The organism is Dolichospermum sp. FACHB-1091 (genome assembly GCF_014697585.1).
In the GTDB taxonomy this organism is placed as follows: Bacteria; Cyanobacteriota; Cyanobacteriia; order Cyanobacteriales; family Nostocaceae; genus Dolichospermum.
Window position 1 is genome coordinate 1 of sequence record NZ_JACJSB010000026.1, and the last position, 24,655, is coordinate 24,655.

General features: G+C 36.8%; 27 protein-coding genes and 1 pseudogene. 10 read left to right on the plus strand and 18 right to left on the minus strand.

All coding sequences use genetic code 11. From position 1 onward, the window contains the following. Positions 1–200: 200 nt before the first annotated feature. Positions 201–770 (plus strand): helix-turn-helix domain-containing protein, encoded by a 570-nt coding sequence (locus H6G25_RS15830; protein ID WP_190393317.1) that lies wholly within the window; start codon positions 201–203, stop codon positions 768–770. A 398-nt stretch (positions 771–1,168) separates the two neighbouring features. Here the strand turns inward: H6G25_RS15830 and gshB are convergent, their stop codons facing one another. The 8 genes from gshB to H6G25_RS15870 form a co-directional block, all read right to left on the minus strand. Next, on the minus strand, positions 1,169–2,131 hold the full coding sequence (gene gshB, locus H6G25_RS15835; RefSeq protein ID WP_190393318.1) for a glutathione synthase: 963 nt from the start codon (positions 2,129–2,131) through the stop codon (positions 1,169–1,171). 140 nt (positions 2,132–2,271) lie between these two features. Then, entirely contained in the window at positions 2,272–2,532 is a 261-nt protein-coding gene (gene grxC, locus H6G25_RS15840) for a glutaredoxin 3 (RefSeq protein WP_190393319.1), read from the minus strand. A 107-nt stretch (positions 2,533–2,639) separates the two neighbouring features. Further along, positions 2,640–4,262 (minus strand): glutamine-hydrolyzing GMP synthase, encoded by a 1,623-nt coding sequence (gene guaA / locus H6G25_RS15845; protein WP_190393364.1) that lies wholly within the window; start codon positions 4,260–4,262, stop codon positions 2,640–2,642. Positions 4,263–4,688: 426 nt separating this feature from the next. Beyond that, positions 4,689–5,804: a cobalt-precorrin-5B (C(1))-methyltransferase CbiD gene (cbiD, locus tag H6G25_RS15850; protein ID WP_190393320.1), complete on the minus strand. Its 1,116-nt coding sequence runs from the start codon at positions 5,802–5,804 to the stop codon at positions 4,689–4,691. 35 nt (positions 5,805–5,839) lie between these two features. After that, positions 5,840–6,139 (minus strand): hypothetical protein, encoded by a 300-nt coding sequence (locus tag H6G25_RS15855; protein ID WP_190393321.1) that lies wholly within the window; start codon positions 6,137–6,139, stop codon positions 5,840–5,842. Between the two features lie 45 nt (positions 6,140–6,184). Then, the gene (locus H6G25_RS15860; protein WP_190393322.1) at positions 6,185–6,775 is read right to left on the minus strand and encodes a DUF3177 family protein; all 591 of its coding nucleotides are present in this window, start codon (positions 6,773–6,775) and stop codon (positions 6,185–6,187) included. A 227-nt stretch (positions 6,776–7,002) separates the two neighbouring features. Then, a complete protein-coding gene (locus tag H6G25_RS15865) occupies positions 7,003–7,242 on the minus strand; it encodes a Calvin cycle protein CP12 (RefSeq protein ID WP_190393323.1) in 240 nt (79 codons plus the stop codon). A gap of 199 nt (positions 7,243–7,441) precedes the next feature. Beyond that, on the minus strand, positions 7,442–7,588 hold the full coding sequence (locus H6G25_RS15870) for a hypothetical protein (protein WP_190393324.1): 147 nt from the start codon (positions 7,586–7,588) through the stop codon (positions 7,442–7,444). Positions 7,589–7,619: 31 nt separating this feature from the next. Between H6G25_RS15870 and H6G25_RS20935 the strand changes: the two genes are divergently transcribed. From H6G25_RS20935 to H6G25_RS15895, 6 genes are all read left to right on the plus strand, one after another. Next, positions 7,620–7,802 (plus strand): hypothetical protein, encoded by a 183-nt coding sequence (locus tag H6G25_RS20935; protein WP_206754778.1) that lies wholly within the window; start codon positions 7,620–7,622, stop codon positions 7,800–7,802. 94 nt (positions 7,803–7,896) lie between these two features. Further along, positions 7,897–8,985, plus strand: a complete 1,089-nt coding sequence (locus tag H6G25_RS15875) for an AI-2E family transporter (RefSeq protein WP_190393325.1) — start codon at positions 7,897–7,899, stop codon at positions 8,983–8,985. A gap of 238 nt (positions 8,986–9,223) precedes the next feature. Beyond that, the gene (locus H6G25_RS15880; protein ID WP_190393326.1) at positions 9,224–11,335 is read left to right on the plus strand and encodes a hypothetical protein; all 2,112 of its coding nucleotides are present in this window, start codon (positions 9,224–9,226) and stop codon (positions 11,333–11,335) included. Between the two features lie 76 nt (positions 11,336–11,411). Further along, a complete protein-coding gene (locus H6G25_RS15885) occupies positions 11,412–12,068 on the plus strand; it encodes an OmpA family protein (RefSeq protein WP_190393327.1) in 657 nt (218 codons plus the stop codon). An 18-nt stretch (positions 12,069–12,086) separates the two neighbouring features. After that, positions 12,087–13,598, plus strand: a complete 1,512-nt coding sequence (locus tag H6G25_RS15890; RefSeq protein WP_190393328.1) for an EH signature domain-containing protein — start codon at positions 12,087–12,089, stop codon at positions 13,596–13,598. A gap of 14 nt (positions 13,599–13,612) precedes the next feature. Continuing rightward, a complete protein-coding gene (locus tag H6G25_RS15895) occupies positions 13,613–13,963 on the plus strand; it encodes a hypothetical protein (RefSeq protein ID WP_028091175.1) in 351 nt (116 codons plus the stop codon). A 67-nt stretch (positions 13,964–14,030) separates the two neighbouring features. On the opposite strand, the gene H6G25_RS15900 is transcribed toward H6G25_RS15895, so the two are convergent. The 3 genes from H6G25_RS15900 to pyrH all read right to left on the minus strand — a co-directional run bounded on the left by H6G25_RS15900 (position 14,031) and on the right by pyrH (position 16,793). After that, the gene (locus tag H6G25_RS15900; RefSeq protein ID WP_190393329.1) at positions 14,031–15,149 is read right to left on the minus strand and encodes a geranylgeranyl reductase family protein; all 1,119 of its coding nucleotides are present in this window, start codon (positions 15,147–15,149) and stop codon (positions 14,031–14,033) included. 380 nt (positions 15,150–15,529) lie between these two features. Further along, on the minus strand, positions 15,530–16,078 hold the full coding sequence (frr, locus tag H6G25_RS15905) for a ribosome recycling factor (protein ID WP_028084178.1): 549 nt from the start codon (positions 16,076–16,078) through the stop codon (positions 15,530–15,532). Then, positions 16,065–16,793 carry a UMP kinase gene (gene pyrH, locus H6G25_RS15910; RefSeq protein WP_028084177.1) on the minus strand — a complete coding sequence of 243 codons (729 nt, stop codon included), beginning with the start codon at positions 16,791–16,793 and terminating at the stop codon, positions 16,065–16,067. The genes frr and pyrH overlap by 14 nt, the downstream gene beginning before the upstream one ends. Positions 16,794–16,900: 107 nt before the next feature. Here pyrH and H6G25_RS15915 point away from each other — a divergent pair, with 107 nt between their 5' ends. Beyond that, positions 16,901–17,791, plus strand: coding sequence for an alpha/beta fold hydrolase (locus tag H6G25_RS15915; RefSeq protein ID WP_190393330.1), 891 nt, complete (start codon positions 16,901–16,903; stop codon positions 17,789–17,791). Positions 17,792–17,841: 50 nt separating this feature from the next. Here H6G25_RS15915 and H6G25_RS15920 read toward each other — a convergent pair whose 3' ends face one another. The 5 genes from H6G25_RS15920 to H6G25_RS15940 form a co-directional block, all read right to left on the minus strand. After that, on the minus strand, positions 17,842–18,066 hold the full coding sequence (locus H6G25_RS15920) for a hypothetical protein (protein WP_190393331.1): 225 nt from the start codon (positions 18,064–18,066) through the stop codon (positions 17,842–17,844). A gap of 426 nt (positions 18,067–18,492) precedes the next feature. After that, the gene (hemB, locus tag H6G25_RS15925; RefSeq protein WP_028090615.1) at positions 18,493–19,470 is read right to left on the minus strand and encodes a porphobilinogen synthase; all 978 of its coding nucleotides are present in this window, start codon (positions 19,468–19,470) and stop codon (positions 18,493–18,495) included. Between the two features lie 284 nt (positions 19,471–19,754). Further along, positions 19,755–20,114: a DUF4870 domain-containing protein gene (locus H6G25_RS15930; protein ID WP_190393332.1), complete on the minus strand. Its 360-nt coding sequence runs from the start codon at positions 20,112–20,114 to the stop codon at positions 19,755–19,757. Between the two features lie 147 nt (positions 20,115–20,261). Beyond that, positions 20,262–20,903 carry a Holliday junction branch migration protein RuvA gene (gene ruvA / locus H6G25_RS15935; RefSeq protein ID WP_028090617.1) on the minus strand — a complete coding sequence of 214 codons (642 nt, stop codon included), beginning with the start codon at positions 20,901–20,903 and terminating at the stop codon, positions 20,262–20,264. Beyond that, the gene (locus H6G25_RS15940; RefSeq protein WP_190393333.1) at positions 20,900–21,646 is read right to left on the minus strand and encodes a sucrose-phosphate phosphatase; all 747 of its coding nucleotides are present in this window, start codon (positions 21,644–21,646) and stop codon (positions 20,900–20,902) included. Before H6G25_RS15940 ends, ruvA begins: the two co-directional genes overlap by 4 nt. 121 nt (positions 21,647–21,767) lie before the next feature. Between H6G25_RS15940 and H6G25_RS15945 the strand changes: the two genes are divergently transcribed. Then, positions 21,768–22,721 carry a hypothetical protein gene (locus H6G25_RS15945; protein WP_190393334.1) on the plus strand — a complete coding sequence of 318 codons (954 nt, stop codon included), beginning with the start codon at positions 21,768–21,770 and terminating at the stop codon, positions 22,719–22,721. A 111-nt stretch (positions 22,722–22,832) separates the two neighbouring features. Here the strand turns inward: H6G25_RS15945 and H6G25_RS15950 are convergent. Then, a pseudogene (locus H6G25_RS15950) lies at positions 22,833–22,970 on the minus strand (HAD family hydrolase); the annotation flags it as partial. A 215-nt stretch (positions 22,971–23,185) separates the two neighbouring features. Here H6G25_RS15950 and H6G25_RS15955 point away from each other — a divergent pair. Then, the gene (locus tag H6G25_RS15955) at positions 23,186–24,001 is read left to right on the plus strand and encodes a DUF1838 domain-containing protein (RefSeq protein ID WP_190393336.1); all 816 of its coding nucleotides are present in this window, start codon (positions 23,186–23,188) and stop codon (positions 23,999–24,001) included. A gap of 4 nt (positions 24,002–24,005) precedes the next feature. Here the strand turns inward: H6G25_RS15955 and H6G25_RS15960 are convergent, their stop codons facing one another. Beyond that, entirely contained in the window at positions 24,006–24,374 is a 369-nt protein-coding gene (locus H6G25_RS15960; protein ID WP_028084815.1) for a pentapeptide repeat-containing protein, read from the minus strand. Positions 24,375–24,655 lie beyond the last annotated feature (281 nt).

Consider the following 24,655-nt stretch of genomic DNA (forward strand, 5'->3'; position numbering starts at 1 on the left):
TAATGATAAAATAAAATAATTGCTCAATAGATTATGAACGGAAAAAAGAGCGAATAATAGTAAAAGTTTCGCTCTTTCTTCTGCTAGAATTTAGAAAATGAAAACCCCCTGCTAGGGAAGTAGATGTAGTTCTTAGCAAAGACGTTCATCTAGTAACAGCTAGTGTAAATGCGCGGGTTTTTCATACCTTATACGAACAAATGGGATATGAACAGGGAAAAAAAGCTCTCAAGCACAATACTATGCGTTTACACCCTGCATCATTGCGACCTATCAGGGCTTTCTATCAAGAAATCGTTAGTATATTCAATACTCAACCAGCATTATTAATGGAATCACAGATGCAATCATTAATAATGGAAGATTTCTTGCCATTGCTAATTAATACCTTTGGTAGGAACGCCCAAAAAAAACCACGCACATTAAAACCCTTCCGTCGTTATTCCCTGGTTAAGAAAGCGGAAGAAATTTCTAAGTCCTATAAAGATCAACCTTTAACACTACAAAAACTATGTGACGAATTAGGAACTAGCAGTAGCGCCTTATCTTGTGGGTTTCAGGAAGTTTTTGGTATCAGTCCCATGGCTTATATCAAAATTCAACGGCTCAACGGGGTACGTTGTGCTTTAATGAATCCTAACTCGAATACAAAAACAGTGATGGAGGTGGCTCAGGAGTGGGGATTTCCCAATGCTGCATATTTTGTTAAGCATTATCAGGAAATGTTTGGTGAGTCACCACTAAAAACGTTGCGTAAGTCAAATATCTGACATTCCGCACTTCATAATGTAGTATGAGCCTTTTTAAGAATAATTCTTAATATTTTTGATAACATAAGTATTGTTAAAAACAATAAAAAATAAAATTAAGGAAATATTCGTGTATTACAAAATGAAGTGCGGAATATGGGTTATACATTAAAAACTTTTCAAATATCCTCTAAGAGAACTCCACAAAAAATTGGAAGTCTCTAAGAGTTCCCTACCCTCACAGATACAGCGATTTCCAATCATATAAGGTACATCTTAGCCCCCTCCTCGCACCCCCCTCAATCCCCCCGCAGCGGGGGGAAGAAAAGGATAAACTTTTGATATTGGAGGGGGTTGGGGGTGGGGTTCTTGTTCCGGGTTTGATGACAATTTGCTGTAACTTTTTCAGCAAGCCCTAATTATGAATTACTTTCTATCCATTGAATTACTTGATAACCAAGATTAGTACCATTAAGGCGATCAATTTCCCGGACTCCGGTAGGACTTGTAACATTAACTTCCGTAAGGTAGCCACCAATCACATCAATACCAACGAAAATTAACCCATCTTGACGGAGTTTTGCGGCTAAATGAGTGCAAATTTCCTCTTCTCTTGGGGTGATATTAGTTTTTGCGACAGTACCACCTGTTGCCATATTATTGCGAAAATCACTACTGCTGGCAATACGATTAAGCGCACCTATGGCTTGACCATTGAGTAAGATAATCCGTTTATCTCCCTCCTTGGCTTGAGGTAAATAATTTTGTACCATGACGGGAATTTGACCATGAACTGTGCTAAGTTCAACAATAGAATTAAAATTGCGATCGCTTGCTTGTAAAAATAAAATTCCTTCTCCAGCTTTATTTCCCAGTGGTTTGAGAATTGTCGCTGCTTTGGCTACCACAAACTCGCGGATAACCTGTTTATCAGCACTAACAATGGTTTCGGGAACACATTCCTGAAACTGAAGGGCGTACATTTTTTCATTCGCACTACGAATACCAGCAGGGTTATTAATGACTAGAGTTTTATTTTGGTCAATATAATCCAAAATATAGGTAGCATAAAGATAAGCGTCATTTATTGGTGGATCAGTCCGCATAAATACGGCATCCATTTCTTCTAAAGGAATAAAAACACTAGAACTTAATTTAAACCAATTATCAACCGCTAACCAACGTCCCTCCACCAACTTTACAGGAACAAGCTCTACTTGTTGGGATACAGCCCAAGCTTTGCCATCAATTACACTCAGTAAATTTGCTTGAGTTATCCATATTTCATGTCCCATAATTTGCCCTGCTTCCATCAGTGCCACACTGGTATCATGACATGGATCAAGTTTATGTATAGGATCAATAATAAAAGCCAGTTTCACCCTTTATACCTCTGTTATCCATAAATTTTCACATTACATCAGTTTCAAACCCCGACTTCTCAAATTCATTTATGTATCTCAGAGAAAGAAAAATGAGATTAGGAAGTTAGGGATCTGATTACATAATCTTTTAAGATTAATTAAGATGCTAACATCTCATCTAATTTACCTTGACGCTCTAAAGCGTGTATATCATCACAACCACCTATGTGATTATCATTAATAAAAATTTGGGGTAGAGAACGTCTACCATTGGCTCGCTGTGCCATTTTTGCTCTTGCGTCCTCATCTCCGTCAATACTATATTCAGTAAAATCAACACCTTTCTTGTTCAGTAGACTTTTAGCACGGAGACAAAAAGGGCAGGTTGACCAAGTATAAATTTCTACTGTTGCAGTCATAATATTCTCAACAAAACGTCATAATTCTTAATTTTACTGATAAGGATAGGTAAAAGGCAACTAATAGCTGTTAATTACCAATTACCAATTACCCAATTACCAATTACCTATTCCCACTCAATAGTTCCTGGTGGTTTAGAAGTAATATCATAAACCACACGATTAACCCCTTTCACTTCATTAACAATGCGGTTAGAAATTGCTTCTAGCACATCATAAGGAATCCGCGCCCAGTCTGCGGTCATCCCATCTTCGCTGGTAACAATCCTTAAAACGATAGGATGGGCATAGGTACGTTTATCACCCATAACGCCAACGCTGCGAATGGGTAAAAGGACTGCAAAAGCTTGCCAAACCTGATTATACAAGCCGCGTTGATTAATTTCTTGACGGACAATTAAATCAGCATCTCGCAAAATATTTAAGCGTTCAGCAGTGACCTCCCCTAAAATGCGAATTGCTAAACCCGGTCCTGGAAAAGGTTGACGTTGGACAATTTCTTCTGGTAAACCAATAGAACGACCAACCTTACGAACTTCGTCTTTAAATAGTTTCCGCAGCGGTTCTACCAGTTTAAATCTCAAGTCCTTTGGTAAACCACCCACATTGTGATGACTTTTAATTTTCACTGCTACCCGTTCCCCAGTTTTGGGGTCAACATTGGTATCAGCAGATTCAATCACGTCTGGATAGAGTGTTCCTTGAGCCAAGTAGTCGAAGTGTCCAAGATTCTTGGATGTTTCCTCAAAAACGCTGATAAATTCATGTCCAATGCGCCGACGTTTCTCCTCTGGGTCTGTGACTCCAGCGATAGCTGAGATAAATCGCTCACGGGCATTGACATATTCTACAGGAATATGGAATTGTTCTTTAAATAACTTTACTAACCTTTCTGGCTCTAATTTCCGCATAAAACCCTGGTCAATAAATACACAGGTTAACTGTTCACCAATGGCTTTATACAGAAGAAAGGCCAAAGTAGAAGAATCTACCCCACCAGACAATGCTAATAATACCCGTTTATCCCCTACCTTGGCGCGAATTTCCTGAACTGCTTCCTCAACAAAAGCCGCTGTTGTCCAAGTAGGTTCACATTCACAGATATGATAAACAAAATTACGAATTAAAGCTAAACCACCCTGAGAGTGGACGACTTCGGGGTGAAACTGTACACCATAAAGTTTTTTGTCGTGATGAGCGATCGCTGCACAAGGTGTATTATGGGTATGGGCAAGCAGTTCAAAACCTGGAGGTACGGTTGTAACTGAATCTCCATGACTCATCCACATGGTTGTACCTTCTTCGACATTAGTTAATAAGTCTGTAGGATCATCTATATATAGAGATGCTTTACCATATTCACCTCGTTCTGCTTTGGTAACTTCCCCACCCAATTGATTAACCATCAATTGCATACCATAGCACACTCCCAGAACTGGTATACCCAACTTCCAAATTTCTGAGTCACAATGGGGAGCAAAGTCACTATATACAGAACTCGGTCCACCAGAAAGAATAATACCTTTAGGGTTAAGTTGACGTAACTGTTCCGCTGTGGTGCGGTAGGAAAGAACTTCGGAATATACTTGAGTTTCGCGGATACGACGCGCAATTAACTCAGAATATTGAGAACCAAAGTCTAAAATTACAATTATTTGCTGTTTCAGGTTCCCCAAATTTTGTTGTGTTTGAGGTACTTCAAGTGTTGGTAGAGTCACCGCTGTATTCATGGTAGCCAAGGTGTGTCGTTAAGGATAGAAAGTCACAGTCTGTGATTTTGATGATTTTTGTGATTAATAGTCATAAGTAGGTGAACGGAAAAAAACCGACACAAGTAACGAAAAGTAAAGTTACCCAAAACCTCTTCCCTGTTCCCTGTTCCCTGTTCCCTGTTCCCTTGTCATAACGACAATTTTTCACGCTAACCTACTTAACTGTTAAATTAATCATCGAAATCAAATTCAAATTTCAAATTTAGTATTAAAAAAAATATTTATTTGAGTTATTTATACCAATTTAAGACCAAGCAGCCAGATTAGAGTAGTCAATTGCAATTATCATTAACCGCAAAGACGGATAAGTTAATTGATGAATTTAATGATTCTGGAGTGACTATTTGCCTACTTAAAATTGGTAAGATGATAATTCTTGCTAGTTTAGCACAATTTTTCCAGTAAGATACAACCAGTTTTACTTTTTACAAAAATTTGGCGATCGCGGTCAAACAGGACGCAACCGCAAGCTATACTAGTTTTACCTTGTTCATTGTGGCTATTGATATATACCTGGCTACGGTTGTCAATCGTTTCAGCAATTGCACCATAGACTAGATTTACCCAATTACTACCAGTATTCAGATCAAGGGTTTTCAGGTGTTTTAGTGCTGCTTCGGCTGTAGGACTGTGAAAAATGGTTTGAATATCAGTCGCATTTAAACCGAGCATAGCACAATGACTGGTTAAAATTTCCCGACGACCATCAGCCAAATGATGATGGGTGTGAAAAATTCCCCCCGCTAGTTTCATCAATTTACCATGATAACCAAATAATAAAATTTCTTGGACACCCAAGACATCAGCAGCTACTAACATTGGTCCCAACCAATTGGCGGTTTTTACCAACTGTGCAGGATTTATACCGATTTTCTGGGCTAAATCTAGTCCATTTTCCCCAATACAAAATACCAAAGTTTTAAATCTACTAGCCCTTTCCTCCAGATTAGCCAGAAAAGCCGCTAATTGATCCGGTGTGCTTAAAGGTTGAGAAATACCCGTTGTTCCCAGTAAAGATAATCCCTCTACTACACCAAAAGCTGAGTTAGAAGTACGGATGGCCAGCGATCGCCCTTCTGGTAAAATAATTGTAATTTTGATTTTTTCCGTCTCTGTTAATAATTTCCGTAAATTTTCCTGAATTAGCCGTTGAGCATAGGTATAAATTGCGGCTTTACCATCATCATTAATTTTTTTCCCAATACCTTCTCCACCCTCAATAATTACTGATTCTCCATCTCCTACATACCATTCTACCACAGCCCAAACTGGTGTATTTTTAGTCAAATCCAGATTATCACCTGGATCACTGCGAGTCATAGCCAAAGCTTGATTTTCCGATATTCCGGCCACTTGGTCAATGGGTATTTCTGCTATTTGGGCAGGTTCAAGCAAATCTATAGAGACAGAGTTTATATGTTGACGATAACGTAGCCAATGTAAAGCCGCAACAGCAGCAGCACAAGCGAAAACTGGTAAAGTGTATCCAGAACGGGACATAGTGACAATTGAAAATTGAGAAAACCCTGACTAATTTAAACACCAACTTCCGACAATAAAACCTGCATATTTTCCCAGGAAATATCCTTTTCCAGATAACGGGGTGACTCAGGATGATAGGGACTTGCTATTCTATCAATAGTGATAATTTTAGCAGCTTCAGGTAACACAGGAACATCAGGATCAAAAGCAGTTGAACGCATTAAAGAACTAGAAAAGCCTTTAAAAACAGCAATTGTATCAGTTTCACCGTCAATTTCTACAGTGATAATAAGCACCTCTTGTGGTCTTTTAACTGTGTATTTTTCCAGTCTTTTACTAATAGGACTATTCATAATATTAACATGAGTGACCTTTGAGCGACTTTCCCTGAGACACAATTAATGTGTAGTCGAACGTCCATACCTACTGAGTTTGAACGCGACAAAATAACTTAAATACACTATGTAAAACCCTAAAGTAACTATACCCAGAAAACCGAGAAAAGCAGGTGTACTCTTATGGTGGAAATAGTCTTTAAAGACTAATGGTGCTTCCAACCAAACGCTACAGTAAGGAGTTTTCAGCATATTAGCCGAAAAAGCACAACGTAAAAAAGGTAAAAGTGCTAACGCCCCTAAACTACAATAAACCGTTGTTGCCCAACGCCAAGACGTAAAAATCAGTTTTAATGGACATTGGGGATGATACTCAATTTCATCATTGATATCCACCCAAAACCATAGCGCAATAGGGATGAGAATCCGTGCCATTAAAGCAGATATAAAACCGACCCCGAAGCCACCAATCATTAAGTAAATGGTAATGGCTAACAGACTAGCTACACGAAAATAAATCATTAATAGGCGTTGCATTGGTTCTGCTTTCTGTACAAATACCCAAATTAGCAGAATTACTGGAATAATCAGCGCGAATAATAATTCTAAGCGATAGTCCATCCAAATATAGGGGCGAAACCATGGTTCTGTCATAAAGTCAATAGAAAACTAAAAAAATTTGTGACTGGATATTTGCTGGATATTTGATAGAGTAGCCTAGCCTTAGCCACTTAAGAAAAAAGTCCATTTTGGTATCCCGTTCAAAAATGAACAACGGGGGGTTTATTCCCCGTCTGGTTCAAATCTATCTACCAAGGTCGTATAAAACCATTGATATTTCAGTGCATTGTTACTTAGTGAAATGAGTAAAAATGCTTATTCTAGTCTTCATAAAGACGGCACTCATCTGCGTCTGGATTAGCATCACAGTATGTTTCTAGGGAGTTTTTAGGCTTGACTTGGCGCTGGTGAGATGCTGCGGCTTGAAGTTCTTCTACTGCGTCCCAAGCAGCAGCACATTCAGCGGAGTTACCTCCTGAAATGTCGCATACAGCGCGAGCTTGTTCAACTTCTTCTTGGATTTTTTCTCGAATATCGTTATTGGCTTGGGTATTAGTCATGATTGTGTTCCGTTATGTTTTGTTTATACAAGTATAGAAAAACTCTGGAAATGGCAAGTTTTCCTGCTATGAATCACCATTCTTACACTTTTAGTGATGATTCGGTTGGGTAGTATCTTCTAAATAGGCTTTTTGCTTATTGAGTGAGATATGTCCAACTATTATCCCACTTTTATGGTCTCTAAAATCCCCATCCTACTCAAAAACCATTATAGAAATCAATACCTTCGCCAACACCCTGAAACCCCATTGATATGGTAACGATTTTATGGGGTTTAGGACATATTTTTGGAAAATTGGCATAGATATTGAGAAATTGGGGAATAACGTTTAAATTAGTATACATCTGATAAAATTATGTGTTTTGCCGTACTACCATGGAAAATCAACTGGGATTTTTTTTAAAGCTACTGTTGTTTTCAGCTTCACTGTCGCTAGTCATCAAGTATGCTGATCCTTTATGGATTCCAGCAACGGCGACAAGTGCGCTAATTATGGTTTTATCACCAACTATGGTGATGGCAACCGTTCTATTATGGCGAGTCCCAAGACAAAAGTAAAATTAACAAAAAAAATATAGGTGGTGTTGTTAAAATCAGCTAACCTAACGGCATTGACATCAAAAAGCATCTTACTAAGCTGGGAGTCTCGTTTGTGAACATTGGTCAATGGATAGGTATAATTGCCTTAGTTATATCCTTGTATATATTGTGGCAACTTCGTGAGGTTTTGCTACTAATATTTGCCGCTGTGGTGTTAGCAACGACTTTAAATCGTCTAGCTCGACGTTTCCAAAGCTTGGGAATCAAACGAGGATTAGCTGTTTTATTGGCTGTGGCGATTTTCTGGGTTGGTGTGGTTTGTTTTTTCTGGTTGATTGTACCACCCTTTGTCCAGCAATTTCATGAACTTACCTATAGAGTTCCTCAAGGTTTTGAACGTTTTAATGCTTGGGTTGATGAACGCAGAACTTATATTCCTCCACAATTGTTACCTTACATACCGGATTTGAATAGTTTAATTGAACAAGCACAACCGCTATTTAATCGCCTATTAGGTAATTCTTTTGCTTTTGTCTCTGGATCTTTAGAAGTTGTTCTGAAAATTTTATTAGTATTAGTTTTAACGGGAATGTTTTTAGCTAATCCTCACGATTACCGAAAAGTATTTATCCGCCTATTTCCCTCATTTTATCGCTCCCGGGTAAATGGGATTTTAGATCAGTGTGAAGTTTCTTTGGAGGGATGGGTTACTGGTGCTGCAATTGGGGTTTCTGTGGTTGGTATTATGAGTTTAGTGGGGTTATCAATTTTAGGTGTAAAAGCCGCCCTAGCCCTGGGAGTGTTAGCGGGATTTATGAATTTAATTCCTAATTTGGGTCCGACTATGAGTGTATTACCAGCCATGGCGATCGCTCTATTAGATAATCCTTGGAAAGCTTTGGCTGTCTTCATTCTCTACTTTGTGATTCAACAGGTTGAGAGCAATTTTATCACACCTGTGGTCATGGCACATCAAGTATCTTTACTCCCTGCTGTCACCCTAATTTCTCAATTATTCTTTGTGACATTTTTGGGATTTTTAGGATTATTTTTGGCACTTCCTCTTACCGTTGTGGCAAAAATTTGGGTTCGAGAAGTTTTAATTAAAGATGTCTTAGATCAATGGGTTCATGATCAGAAACATCATCAAGAATTATCAGTAATTGATGAATCTGCTGATGGAAATGATGATGACGGTTGACCGTTGACTGTAAAAAATACTAGCATAATTACTGTTGGCAAGGGATTTTACTTGGGTAAAAACCAAACAATGTAAACTTTTATTGCAGTATTTAACACCTCTGTTTTCTTGGATTTCAATACGTGATATATTTATCAATATTTGGGTAATTTCAGGTTTTACAAGTTGATTTGTTTAATGAAATTTAACCTACAATATACTGTTTTTTGTAATGAGTAATTAGAGGATGTAAGAAAATATGCCAGATATTTCTATACTTTTTTATCTAGCGATCGCTATAGTTGTTATAGGAGGAATAATCGGGGAAATAATCTCACTAAAAAAATATTATAGACAATCTAACTTTGATCAAAAGATAATTAAACATTTATCAAAACACAAAACCAACATAGATACAAAGAATGTCAAATCTTCGATTAATGATTATTTAGAAAAGGTAATTGAAGATTTATTAGGACACAAAATCAACATAGATACAATACATTTAAAATCTTGGATTAACGATAATTTAGAAACAGAAAATGATAAACCTATTATAAACAATAATAAATATATACTCAAACAATATCCAGAGATATTAACTCATTCTACTCGCAGTAACTTACGATTTGTCGGTACATTGTGTACAGCTATTGGTGTATTAGGAACATTTTATGGTATTCAAGCAGGTATAGGAAATATTCCCTTAAATAATCTGGATAATACACAATCTTTACTATCAGGAGTAGCGCGTTTATTAGAAGGAATGAAAACCGCATTTTCTACATCTTTAATGGGATTAGGATCTGGTAGTTTATTTACTATATGTCTCTTTGTCACAGACTCAATTAGGCAGTCACAACATGATGAAATTAGCAGAAGTTTACACAAAATTACTGTTACTAAAAAAGATGGACGTGATGATGCAGTTAATAGTTTAAAAGAAATAGCTGCAAGTTTTAGAAACTTTGATTTTAATGCTAATTTAAGAGCATCTCAAGCATTAGAAAGAGTAGCTCAAAATCTTGATGCTAGAATTATTGGTACAGAAGTAGGAAATGCAGTTAGTGTGCAATTAGATAGAACAATTGAAACTAGATTAACTCCTGTATTTAATAATATTGCTGATTCCCAAAAAACATTAACTGAAATTAGCACAGTTCAAAGAAATGTACTGGAAAACTTAATTATTGAAATCAAAAATCAATTAATTATTCCATTAGTAGATAGACTAGATCAAAGTGCAACTTTAACTCAACAAGCATCCGCAGCAGTAACTAAATTAAATAATAAATTAGGAGGAATATCCGAAAAATTAGCTGATTCAATTGTCACTATTCAACAGTTTCAACAAGAGACATTAGGAGAATTAAATAATTTTGCTAGTAGCTTACAATCTACCTTACATGATTTCCAAAGAGACACCACTAACGTTTTACAAGAAACAGGAGTTTCTATTACTAAAGCAGTGGAAACAAGTATTACAGGTATGGAATCTCAACGGGAAGCATTTCAAGAAAGTGCAGCACAAGCAGCAAATACATTTAGAGGTATTCGAGAAGATTTAGAACAATCTTTAAAAACTCAATCTGATCAGCAAAAAGAGATATTACAAGTAGTTTATTCTCGATTTTTACAAATATTAAATCAAGCCAATGAAAACTTCACAACTCAAACACAAACATTAGAAACTGTAGGTAAAGAAGCATCACAATTAATGAATAATGCTAAGGAAAACTTAGAACAAACATTAACTAATATTGATGATACTTTACAAAATACCCGTGTCACTGTACAAGAGGAATTACAAACATTTAGAATTGAATATCAAAATAGTTTAACTCAATTCTTTAATGAACAAAATCAATTATTAGAAGGTACATTAGGAACTCAAAGAAATGCTTTACAAGAAGTTGTTGATAATTTACGTGATGCTTTCGCAGAAGAAACCCAACGGAGACAATCATTAATGAATGATTTAACTAATACTATTAATGAAGTCACTAGAGGTATGAATGAAATTGATCAGGTAACTAATACTATGCAAACAAGAGTGAGAGAAATACAACAATTAGCAGCAGCAATGGGTTTAAACTCAGGAGAAAGATTAACCCAATTACAAGAATTGTCTCGAAATATTGGTACAGCAACTCAAGAGTTTAATCTTTTGCTTCATAGTTGGGAAAATCATCTCAATCAATATATTAATACATCAAAAAATCATCTTGATCAATATATAGATAAATCAACAAATTGGCAAACTGAATTTTTTAATCAAGCTGATAGTTCAATTTCAAAAGTATGTAGTGGTTTATTAGAAACTGCTAACGTTTTAGTTAAAATTGAAAATGATCGTCGCTGGAATCAATAATTTTGATATATTTTCCTATATTTTCCTAACCTCAAAGTAAATTACCAAAAATCAACATCAACAGGTAAATTATCAAATGTTTAATGATGTCAACTTCAACAAAAATCATGATGATCAAGATGAAGAAAGTTCTGCAACTTATCTTTCTATTGGTGATTTAATGTCAGGTTTATTAATGTTTTTCGCTTTGCTTTTTATTACTGCTTTAATTCAACTAAATGAAGCCCAAAAAGACATTACTAGAATTTTAATAGGTCAATTAGAAGGTCAACTTAAAGCTAATAATATTGAAGCAACTATTGACCCTAATACCGGAGATATTAGCTTGAGAGATAGCATATTATTTGATACTAATAGTTCTAAATTAAATCCTCAAGGTGAAAAAACATTACAAAAATTAATCCCCATTTATAGCAAAGTAATTTTTGAAACTCCCAAAGTTAAAGATCAAGTTGAAAGAGTGATTATTGAAGGTCATACTAGTGCTTATGGTGACAATGATATCAACATGGAATTAAGTTTAATGAGAGCGTGGCAAGTTGCTAAATATACATTATATCAAATGCCATTTGATAATAAAACTCATAAATCACAGTTAGAAAGAAAAATTATGGTAGTAGGAAGAGGTGAAAATGATGCTAAAACAGGAGATTTACCAACAGATAGAAAAGTAGTATTTCGTATTCAATTTAAAGGACAAGACTTAGGTAATTTAAACACACCAAAAAAATAGACCAAAAAAAAGAAACTTATGATTAATAAAAATCTCCATGAAATTATTCCACCAGATCATCAACCTCATAGATTAATTAATATTGCAGCACAACAGAAACCTAGTAATATTAATCTATCTATATTAGTATTGAAAGAAAAAATTGATCAAAATAGAGTTGAAGAAATTAGTTTAATAGAATGGATATGGTGTATTGATAATGATCAAGTTTGGGAAATTTTACCAGCATTAGACAGAAAACAGTTATCTTTAAAAATTTGGCATATATCGTTAAATAACGAATGGTTATATTTTACCTTAGTTCGTCGTTTAGCTTGGTTTTTTAATGGTCAAAAAAATGTGATCATATCCGATTTAGTTAATAGTTTTTACACCTGGAGTAACTCAATTTCTGTACAGAATAATCTAGTTATTAAAATTTTAGTTACTTTAGGAACAGATCAAACAAAAAGAGAACTGGTAAAAATTACCTGTGAACAAAATTTAACTCGCAATGAATTATTAAAAAAAATAAATAATGTATTACCAAATATTCCTATTTTCAAAGATTATGTTTTGGAAATATCACCTTATTTTACTAAAGTTCTACATCCAATTACATTGGATAAAGTTAATTGGTTATTACGTTGTTTTGATGAAATGGAAGAAACGACCCAAATTACGTCAGTGGAATATATCTTAAATCATCTTTCTACGTCCATAGTTGGTAATTTTCCTGAGTTGGTTAATTGGCTAAAAAATAACTATAATAATTCTAGTAAACAATCAAAATTATCCAGTCAAGCTAGACAGAAATTAAGAATTTGGATCGGTGCAGTTAATTATCAAGACTTTTCTAACTTAGTAGATTTAATTATTGATAAAATCTCACTTAGTACAACAGAACAAAAGCAGTTAAAAAATCGTCAAAGTTTTTGGTCTAATTATAGTAATAGTTTTGTCAGACTCAAAATTTTACTTCCTAGTCGTTCCTGTGATATTATCAATAATGATATTAGACTAGATCAAGATATTCAAATATTAGAAGATGATGGTAGCGATGAAACAGAAATATGTATTTTTGATTTAGGAGAAAATGGTTTTATTGTGGAATTTTTCAGAGGTAAAGGTAGTGAAACTAGATTATTTCCTCAAAATGATTATATAGAAAGTGTTTTATTTAGTTCTCAACCATTATCAGTAAAAAAGATTAGAAAATTAGGTAGTGAAAAACATGATCACGCTTATTTTTGGCAATGGTCTTGTGAAAAATTATTAAGAGTCAAATATAATATTATCCCCAATGAAGGAACTAGAGAATTTATTGTTATTTCTATCAAGTATACTAGTCCATCATCAGCAACATCAAATAAACCTATTCTGATAAGAGATAAAACTAGACATTATGAACAAACGAAACTGCGATATAATTTTCAATATGGTTTACCAGAACCTTCTGAAAATCAACTAGAAAGGAGAAAACGAGATCAAAGAAGATGGTTAAATGAAATTGAAAGATTAGAATTAGAAGCCAAACAATCATCATTATAACCATATAAATCACCATGAAAGATATTTTTAAAAACCCATCAATAGAAACATTAGTTAATGAAATTGTTGCTTTAAATCATAGTTGGAAAGCGGCTGTAGAATTATTTGGAGATGATAGTCCTTTATCACAAAGTGCAAGAGATTTAAAAGGATGTTTACAGGTAAGATTATTACAGAGTTATCCAGATCAAGTTTATTTAATCATAGATAAAGAAACTTCAGAAACAGCAGGGGAAGAATTATATAGTTTGCGTTTAGTAACTCCTATTAATAATCGTAATAATGCTGAACATCTACCTGTAAGAGTTGCGAAAAAATTACTTTCTCAGCAAGAAATTGCTAAACGTGAAAACGATGTGATGTAAAAATCTCAAGTTCCTTAACGGTTGACTGTTTTCCGTTTCAAACCCCTGCTCCCCTGCCCCTACTACATCAACCAAAACCAGGAATTAATCGCTTCAAGGCACGACCAGCGACATCACTATAGCGCAATTCACCACAGAGGATTTTACCCATAATCTGAGCGCCGGAGGGGCGTTTGACACCGACTTTATAACCAATACCGGGGAAGCGATAAAATGCTCCTGCTAATTTTTGCGCCCAAGCCATATCAGTTCCCCATTGTTCGTTAATGGCATCGGTATAATTTGCTAAAGCGTTGGCATCACCACTTAAAGCATCGTGAATAAATCCTGCTGCTAGGACACCGCTAAAAATAGAGGGACGAATACCTTCAGCAGTAAAAGGGTCAACTACACAGGCCGCTTCTCCTGCTAAAACTGCGTTTTGGGTGTGTAGCTTTTGATTACCATCCCAAATACACAAAGGATGACCGTATTGTTTACTATTTTTGACATCTAGATTAAAAAATTGAGCGTATTCATCTAAAATTTTCTTAAAGTCTTGGGGTTCGCCACCGATAAATGTACCAACACCAATGGAATAACCGTCATCTTTGGGAAAATTCCAGATATAGCCGTTTTTGATTAAACCAAATTCAAAGTGAATTGTGGTTTTCTTTTCAACGGTTGCGGGAATTTCAGCTTCTAATGCGCCAGCTAGACGGCGTTTACGGTCTTTAAAACCTAACCATTTAGCCATTGGACCCTTTGCACCGTCGGCGGCGATAAGATAACGACCGGTGACTATTCCTGTGGCTGTGGTGACTTCCCAAGAATCGTTTTTAAATTCAATACTTTTAACTTCTGTATTATCTTGTAGTTCAGCCCCTTGCTGTTGAGCTTGTTGGATTAAGAAGTGGTCAAAAATTTCCCTGCGTACCATCCATACGGGTTCTTTAATATCTATTTTTGCTTCTACGGGATCACTTAATTTCCAGGTAAAGCGCAAAGAGTCTACTTTAGCAGAAATTGCGGGGTTAAAGTCAAAGTCGAACCATTGAGCAATTACTGGTGAGACACCACCACCACAAGGCTTATATCTAGGTAAGGATTCCTTTTCTAAGACTAAGACTGAGCGACCCTTTTTGGCTAGATGGTAAGCGGCTGTACCACCGGCAGGTCCAGCCCCGACAATTATGCAGTCGTACATGATGGCTAATTTTTTAATCTGATTTTAATTAGTTTATTTTCCAGTATATCTAAGGGATTATGATTTTTTATAAATTTTTAATGAATATAAGCTGCACTATATTTAATTTGTATGATTCTAGCGGGCAAGATGCCCACACCACAACTTTAGATAAATTTTAAATGGGTAAGAGCTTTTAACTTCTCACCTCTTACCAACTGAGGGGATGAAAATAAAAGTCTTAAATTAATACCTAGCGATTGGGTTATAAACCGCTCTTATACGGAAAAACCCACTTTATTGTGGGTTTACGAACCTTGATTTTCCGTCAATCACACTCAAGTAGGACTTTAGTTATGTAGTAGCGAATTATATTCGCCATTAACTTTTAAAAGATCCTCCTAGACGGTTGAGATGTCCTTTTCCTTTTCTGCCAGTAGTTCGTCTATTTTGGCGGTATACTTATTTGTTAGTTTTTGGAGTTTGTCCTGTTGATCCCGTGCTTCATCTTCAGGGATTTCAGCGTTTTTTTCCTGTTTGCGAATGGACTCAATAGCATCCCGGCGGATATTACGAATTGCTACACGACCTTCTTCCGCGTATTTAGCCGCAAGTTTGACAAATTCTTTACGGCGGTCAGTTGTTAACGGGGGAATATTCAACCGGATCACAATACCGTCATTACTGGGAGTCAAGCCCACATCTGACAGAGAAATGGCTTTTTCAACAATATTCAGGCTGCTCTTATCGTAGGGCTGAATCAGGATGGTGGAAGCATCTGGTGTGCTAATGTTTGCCAGTGATTTTAAGGATGTTGGTGTACCGTAATACTCTACTTGTACTTTATCCAACAAACTCGCATTGGCGCGACCAGTGCGAATTGTATTAAAAGCCCGTTGAGTAGATTCAACGGTTTTCTGCATTGTACTTTCAGCTTCAGCTAATTTCACAAGAACCTCCCACAAGGGTGCCAATAGATTCTCCCATAACTGCCCGGTGGATATTACCTCGCACCGTTAAGTCAAATACTAAAATGGGGAGATTATTTTCTTTACATAGGGCAATTGCGGTACTATCCATGACTCGCAAATCTTTAGCCAAAACGTGGGCGTAGGTAAGAGTAGTAAAACGCTTGGCATCAGGATACAATTTAGGGTCAGCATCGTAAATTCCGTCCACTTTGGTGGCTTTGAAAATCACTTCTGCTTCGATTTCTGCTGCTCTTAAGGCCGCAGTGGTATCTGTAGTAAAGAAGGGATTACCTGAACCAGCCCCAAAAATTACCACCCGACCTTTTTCCAAATGACGGATAGCACGTCGTCGAATATATGGTTCTGCTAGTTCTTGCATAGCAATGGCGGTTTGAACCCTTGTCTGTATTCCCATCCGTTCGAGGGAATCTTGCAGGGTCATGGCGTTCATGACCGTGGCAATCATGCCGATATAATCAGCAGTAGCCCGATCCATACCTGCTGACGCGGCTTTAACACCTCTAAAAATATTACCACCACCAACAACGATGGCGATCTGAACACCGGTGGCTATCACCTCTCCTATTTCCTTGGCTATTTCCTCGACCACTTCCGGGTCAATGCCATAGCCCAGGTTGCCCATTAAGGCTTCACCGCTCAGTTTAAGTAAAACCCGTCGGTAATTCGTTCCCATGAAGTTCCGCTTTATCAAAAAAGTTGCAATTGCCTCCAATTTAAGATAGCAGTACAGTGGCTATCTGTCTCTAGTTACCTTGTCCCTGATCTAAATCTACATTTTCTATGACAATTTCTACAAACGGACTTACTTCCCCAAAAACCTGGCTTTGGCAAGGTTTCCCCATTTGTTACCAAACCCAAGGAACTACAGGACCTGCTATTATCCTAATTCATGGTTTTGGTGCTTCCTGGTTACATTGGCGCAAAAATATTCCCGCTTTAGCTGTAACCTGTCGGGTTTATGCCATTGATTTAATCGGCTTTGGTGGTTCAGCTAAACCTAAACCCGGGAAAAAAATTACCTACACATTAGAAACCTGGGGACAACAGGTAGCTGATTTTTGCCGGGAGGTCATTGGTGAACCAGCTTTTTTCATAGGTAATTCTATCGGTTGTATTGTCGCTATGCAAGCGGCGGTAATTAACCCAGATATGGCTTTGGGAACTGCTTTGCTTAACTGTTCTTTGCGATTATTGCATGATCGTAAACGTCTAAGTTTACCTTGGATAAAACGTTTTGGTACGCCAATTTTACAAAACTTTTTGGCGATCGAATCGGTAGGTAATTTCTTTTTTAGTCAGTTAGCTCAACCAAGGACAGTTAAAAATATTCTTTTACAAGCTTATGCTCAGAGCGAAACAGTAACAGATGAGTTAGTAGATATTTTAATGACACCGGCAAAAGATCCTGGGGCGGCGGCTGTATTTTTAGCTTTTACTGCTTATTCCAGTGGTCCTTTACCGGAGGATTTATTACCTATAATATCTTGTCCAGTAATTATTTTATGGGGAACGGCTGACCCTTGGGAACCTATTAATTTAGGTAGAGAGTTAGCCAATTTTCCCCAAGTCCAAAAGTTTATTCCTTTAGAAGGTGTAGGCCATTGTCCTCAAGATGAATCTCCTGAGTTAGTTAATGGTATTTTACTTGATTGGATTGGTGAACAACATTAATCTCTATCTATTTTTTACAGATAACTTGGTTTTATACCAAGTTATCTTATTTACCACCAATAGCGATCTCCATAATCTCCATAATCTCCATAATCTCCATGATGTCCATGATGTCGATGACCTCTGTGATATCCATGATGTCCATGATATCCATGACCTCTATGATATCTATGACCTCTATGATATCCATGATGTCTATGACCTCCAGATAGAAGTTGCTGTTCTTCTACGGATATATCTACCACTAAATCAGATGGGATATTTTGATTTGACATAAATAATTGTTAAACAATTGTTAGACCCACTTTTTTATGGGTTTCATTCACCCATACTCAATTTATAAATATTTTTTGGGTCAATGTAATGATTCTATGGTCATAAACTAATAATTATAATTTCTATCTTTTGACTTATATATTTAATCTTTTTCTATCAATAAAAACTCACGCAAAAACTGATTGTTTTTTAAATGAGATATATGAGTATTAAACTCTAAATAAACTAGATTAACTTACCACCAATAACGGCGGGGTTCCCAGTCACCGCCACCATACCACAGGGTCCGTGACCTCATAAATATCATACCCCAATTCAGCAACGCCAAATTATCCTGTACTTTATCCAAAATAACAAAAATCTCACGCCCAAACACAAAAACACTCTCCGCGCCTCTGCGCCTCTGCGTGAGATAATATCTTAACTTACAACCACCGCGCCGCATCCTTAGCGTGGTAAGTCAAAATTAAATCAGCACCCGCCCGCTTAAACCCAGTCAAGGTTTCCATAACAACACGCTGCTCATCAATCCAACCATTTAAAGCCGCCGCTTTCACCATTGCATACTCACCAGACACATTGTAAGCCGCTACAGGTAAATTACTAGCTTCCTTAACGCGCCAGATAATATCCATATATGCCAATGCTGGTTTAACCATCAGCATATCCGCACCTTCAGCGATATCTAACTCAATCTCTTTCAGGGCTTCCCTAGCGTTACCGGGGTCCATTTGGTAGGTGCGTCTATCTCCAAATTGTGGTGTTGAGTCTGCCGCATCTCTAAATGGTCCATAATAAGCTGAAGCATATTTAGCAGCATAGGACATAATAGGGATATTTTCAAAGCCCGCTGCATCCAAACCTGCGCGAATTGCTTGCACAAAACCATCCATCATTCCCGAAGGTGCGATAATATCTGCACCAGCTTGAGCTTGGGAAACTGCGGTTTTCTTTAATAATTCCAAAGTTGGATCATTTAATACTCTACCTGTTAAATCCCCAACTTGTAAATAACCACAATGGCCATGACTTGTATACTCACACAAACAAGTATCAGCCATGACAATTAAATCAGGAACAGCATTTTTAACTGCGGTTGCTGCTTTTTGGACAATACCACAATCGTGCCACGCGCCGGTAGCATCTATATCTTTATCTTCAGGAATTCCAAATAGGATAATTGCGGGAATGCCTAAATCATAAACTTCTTTAGCTTCCTCAACAATTTTATCTACGGAAAGTTGATAAACACCGGGCATAGATTTGACTTCTTTGGCTATACTTTCCCCTGGTACAGCAAACAATGGATAAATCAAATCGCTAGTAGTTAAAACGGTTTCACGTACCATACGGCGTAATTGGGTATGGCTACGCAGACGACGGGGGCGGTGGATAGGAAACATAAATTTTGTGCAGAGAAAACAATACGATGGACACAGAATAAAGCGTCACAGAAGCAGGTTTTTAGCTGGCTCTATTCAGACAAACTACAAGCAGTGCTTTAACTGTCTTTTGCCCTGCTGTTGATGAAGCTGTGGGGCAATTTTATATTTTACAACTTGATGGACATTTGCTAATAACCTATTTGCGAAAAACAATCTTAAAAAAATCCAATATTCTCCATGGTCTTAATATCGCGCTTAATTCCCTATTCCCAGAAGTGACAGCAGCAGGGAAATACTATTTTTTAAAAAACCCGGAAAATAAAGGGATAACGGTAGGGTTGTTCAGGATTACTGAAAACAGCAATTAGCGCCCAAATGGTTAATCCCCAGTGTAATATATACCCTAAACCTGCTAGTGGTAAGAGGATGATTAGGGTTAAAACCAACCAACCGGTTAAAAAAAACAAAGCTGCGATAATTGCTCCATAGAACCAAACGTTAAAATGGAAATTGATAGATTCCTTCGCGTTCTCTTTGACGACAGGATCATCTGATATAAATAATATAGCTATGGGTAAACCAACGGAGACAATTGTAGTGCTAAAAAAAATTGCTCCGTGACACAAGGCTGATAATAGTTTACGTTTATCGCTGTCGTACATTCTTTCCTCCTATAAATATAAATTGCAGGGGGCGTAATTAGGTTAGGTTAAATATGATTGCATTATGATTGAGGTACATATAAGCTGGTAGGATGCAGACACAATCAGAGTTTTACTATGAACATTTGTACCTCCTAATCCTGTAATCTACTGTAAAATCATATCATTGCTGCTCAAATAAGCGATCGCTTGTCTAATCCAATCCTCTACATAGGCGTTTTTGGGTAAACCAACATCTTCACTAACAACGTGCAAAGCATTACTAACTTCATGAGCAGTATACCCCAAAGCAAAGAGAGTCATTTGCACTTCTTCTAAAATTCCTGGTGCAGGTCCGCCCGTAGCGACGAAGAAGCCGGCTGATTTGCGCCATTCAATTAATTTACTCTTGAGTTCTAAACAGATGCGTTCAGCGGTCTTTTTGCCTATACCAGGAGCTTGAATTAAGATTTGGATATTAGCAGCGATAATAGCTTGAACTAACTCTGGTAATTCCATGGTATCCAAAAGTGCGATGGCCAAGGCCGCACCAATACCACTGACACTGAGTAAATGACGAAATAAATCCCGTTCCGAGGGAGAAGAAAAACCGTAGAGCATAGGTACTTCTTCCCGAATCTGGTAATGGGTAAAAATTTGTACCACATCTCCAGTAGATGTTAACTGGTTGGCCAGACGTTGAGGAATTTGCAAATCGTAACCCATGCCATTTACCTCTAAGGTCAAGATAACACGATTAGGGGTAATGGCTTGGACACCAGCGACGATACCTTTAAGATAGCTAATCATTCTAGGAAACCAAAATATTTTAAACCTTCCATAATCCCAGCAGCACAACGATTTTGTGCCAGGTAACGATAGTCAGCGGGATGCTGATGATACCATTGCAGTAACTCCTCACGAGCATTACCAACAATGATTCCCCGTTCCCTACCAACAGCGAACAAAGCAATATCATTACCTGAATCACCACAAACAACAGTCTGCTCGGCTGCAAATTTCCACTTCTGACGGAGGAACTGCATTGCTTGACCTTTATCGCTGGTATGGGGTAAAATGTCAAGGTCTATTTCACTACTATAAATTAATTTTATATTTAGTTGGGATTTTTGCAATTCTGTCTCAAGTTGTGGTAAAATGCCCGATAATTCGGCTTTTAGGAAAAAACTGACTTTAAAAGGACGTTGTTCTGTATCCGGCTGTAACACTAATTCCGGGAATTGCTCAGTAATGGATAAAATCTTTTCCCGATGCCAACCTTGAGAGAGAATATCTGCCCATTCTGTGTCAGGATGGTTGCTACCATGCAAATATATTTCCGTACCAACAGAGAGAACTAAAGCATCTGGGGAAAAGAGATTTTTTTCCTGTTGGAGTTCTCGATAAAGTACAGGCGATCGCCCTGTAGAGTAGACTATCTTTGTACCATATTGTTGACGATGCTGTTGCAAGCGATCGCTCAATACCAACAATGCCTGATCATCGCCTACTAAGGTATGATCTAAATCACTTACGAATAAAAACTTATTCATGGCCAACTCCTTTTGTGAGGTTAATTCACAAAAAGTGTATGTTGTTTTGGCACTTACTGTACAATTCCTAATTCAAAAACAAGCCTTGGTAATGAGAAATTACGGCTATACTAGGAAATTTATGACACGACAAGTCCACGACCAACTGGCCAAAGAATATCTAGAAGAACTATTAAAACCTCTAGGTAAGGTAGAAACCAGTAAAGATGTAAAAAGCGAAGTTCAAGAAATAGATGTTTGGTTTGTTCCGACTACAACATCTACAAATTCCGAATTAGGATTATTAGGAAAAATGGCAGTTACAAGCTGTTTATTTGAACCTTACCGCAATGCACCTAATGAGGTAGAAATTAGAACTTGTTTGTTAAAATTGTATAGTGTACAAGGTAATTTATTGCGAGAAGCGAAACGAGAAAAACGTTCTATTTCTGAACAAGAATTACCCCTTCTATGGATTTTAACACCCACTTGTTCTGAAAGAATCCTCGCAGGTTTTGGAGCAAAAATAAAGGAGGGATGGGAAAAAGGAGTTTATTTTTTACCCAAATATCAGAAAACCGCCATTGTTGCTATTAACCAATTACCCATAACAGAGGATACACTATGGTTAAGGGTAATGGGAAAAGGTAGAACTCAAATGGAAGCTATCAGCGAAGTAGTTGAACTGTCAAAAGAGAATGATAAATGGGATAGATTAATGGAAATTTTCGCATCTTGGCGGAAAAATTTAGAATTGAATAGTGATGTTAATGATGAAGAAGCAAGGGAGTTAATTATGAGTTTATCACCAGCGTATCTTAAACAACGGGAAGAATGGAAACAAGAGGGAATAGAGGAAGGAAGACAACAAGGAAGACAGGAAGGAAGACAGGAAGGACGACAGGAAGGACAAAAAGACGGACAACGTTTGATGGTAGAGAGTTTGTTAGCGGTGCGTTTTGGTAATTTAGATGAGGAGTTATCTGCTATTGTCAGTCCGTTAATGGAACTTTCATTAACAGAAAGAACTCAGTTATTACTTAATTTATCTAATCTTTCCCGTCAGGAATTATTAGCTAGGTTTAAAGTTGATTGAACTCAGGTTTTATTTGGAACTTCAATTAGTCAAAAGTTGTAGGTTAGCTTAAATGACAGCGCAAATCAAGCAAATTATTAAAATGTTGGATTTCGTTACCTCAACCCAACCTACAACTACAGCATCTGGGAAAAAGAGCTTTTTTTCCTGTTGGATTTCTCGATAAAGCACAGGCGATCGCCCTGTAGAGTAGACTATCTTTGTACCATATTGTTGACGATGCTGTTGCAAGCGATCGCTCAATAGCAATTTAAAGCTTGTTTGAAAAGTCTAAATTGGTGAAAATTAAATCTGTGGTTTCTACAACCCTTGTAGAAACTTAACCTGGGTAGAAATTCTCGTCCATACATTATTTTTAGAATATGTGTAATGGTTATTTTGAGAATAGAGTTAAAAATCAGCAAAAACCAACGAATTTCAAAAAAATTCCAGATCAAAAATTTGAATATAAAAGCAGGTATTCTATGACAGAACAAACACAATTAGTAGATGTTAAACAATGGATTAAAACCCGTTCTTCTCTAGATTCTAATCAGTCTAATTTTCTGACTTGGACAGGGAATATTTATAGTTTTATTCCTGGTGAAAAACGAAAATTATTATTCAAAATGGTGGGAATGAGTGTAAGTCGTTGTATTCAGAATACTGAAAGGAGTTGGGATTTTACTTCTAGAGAATTAACTTATTATCTCAATCCGGAAACCAAAGAGATTTTACACAAATGGCAGAATCCTTGGAATCAGGAAATACTAACTGTTATGCACGTTGCAAATAGTCCCGTTCAAGGTAAATTCAAAGATAAATTACCTGTAGAATTAGAAGGAGAAAAAACTAATTTTGTATTTGATATCTTTCCTAATTATGTCAATCCTTTAGCCGAAAATTCAAAATTTACTGATTATTGTCCAGGGAAAATTTATCAAGCAGCAGAATTATTTAAAATCTCTGTTGCTACGGCAGATTTAGAAAATCCAGAACTAAATTCAGTGACAGAATTAAGTCTATCTTGGGATAGAATCGGTCCGTGGTTACCCTGGATGAAAATGGGTGAAAGTCCTGGTTATTTAATTTATAGTGCTATAGGTAAAAAAGTCAGCGGTTTACAAGCACTACACCCGATTTTACAACAAGAAATTAATAATCGCGTTCCCTTGTATAAAGAAGCCCCAAAAACTTATATTGAGGGAGAAGATATGACATCTTGGCTTTATTTCCAAAAGCATTTTTCCGCATATTTAGCTGGAGAAATATTTCCCATACCAACACCGGAAGCAGTTTAGGTATTTATAACTTTTGCATATTGTGACTAAGAGGATCAAAATCTCTAGGAAATTTGGTACTTTCATCATAATATGCACCATGTAAATTTGCTCCGTAGAACTTAGTATAATGCAGTCTTGCACCTCTAAGATTTGCCTCAGTCAGATTAACACCAGATAAATTCGCTCTAGTTAAATTGGCCTGGGCTAAATTCGCTCTACTCAAATTCGCTCCCCACAGTTTAGCTTTAGCTAAATTTGCTTCGCTTAAATCTGCTCCCCATAAATTAATTCCTGGTAAATAAGCATTGATTAGTTTAGCTTTGACTAGTTTAGCCGAAACGAAATATCTTTCTCCCGCAGCATAACGCCGTTTTAGTTCCTCAGTGTCCATATCTTGTTAACCTAATTGAGTAACAAAACCTCTATCTCCACAATATACTCTCGGTCAATCAATTTTGGATTTTGGATTTTGGATTTTAGATTTTCCTCTTCTTATTCTGACCGAAAATAATGGGATACAAGCCCAGTCCTTCTAGGAGAGAAATTACCAAGTAACAACGACTTACAAAAGTTAGTTATGACTCAAGCCAAGAAAATTTTGGATTTTGGATTTTAGATTTTGGATTTTAGATTCAGCAAGCCCTAAATAATAAAAACGCCTGAGTTTTTTCT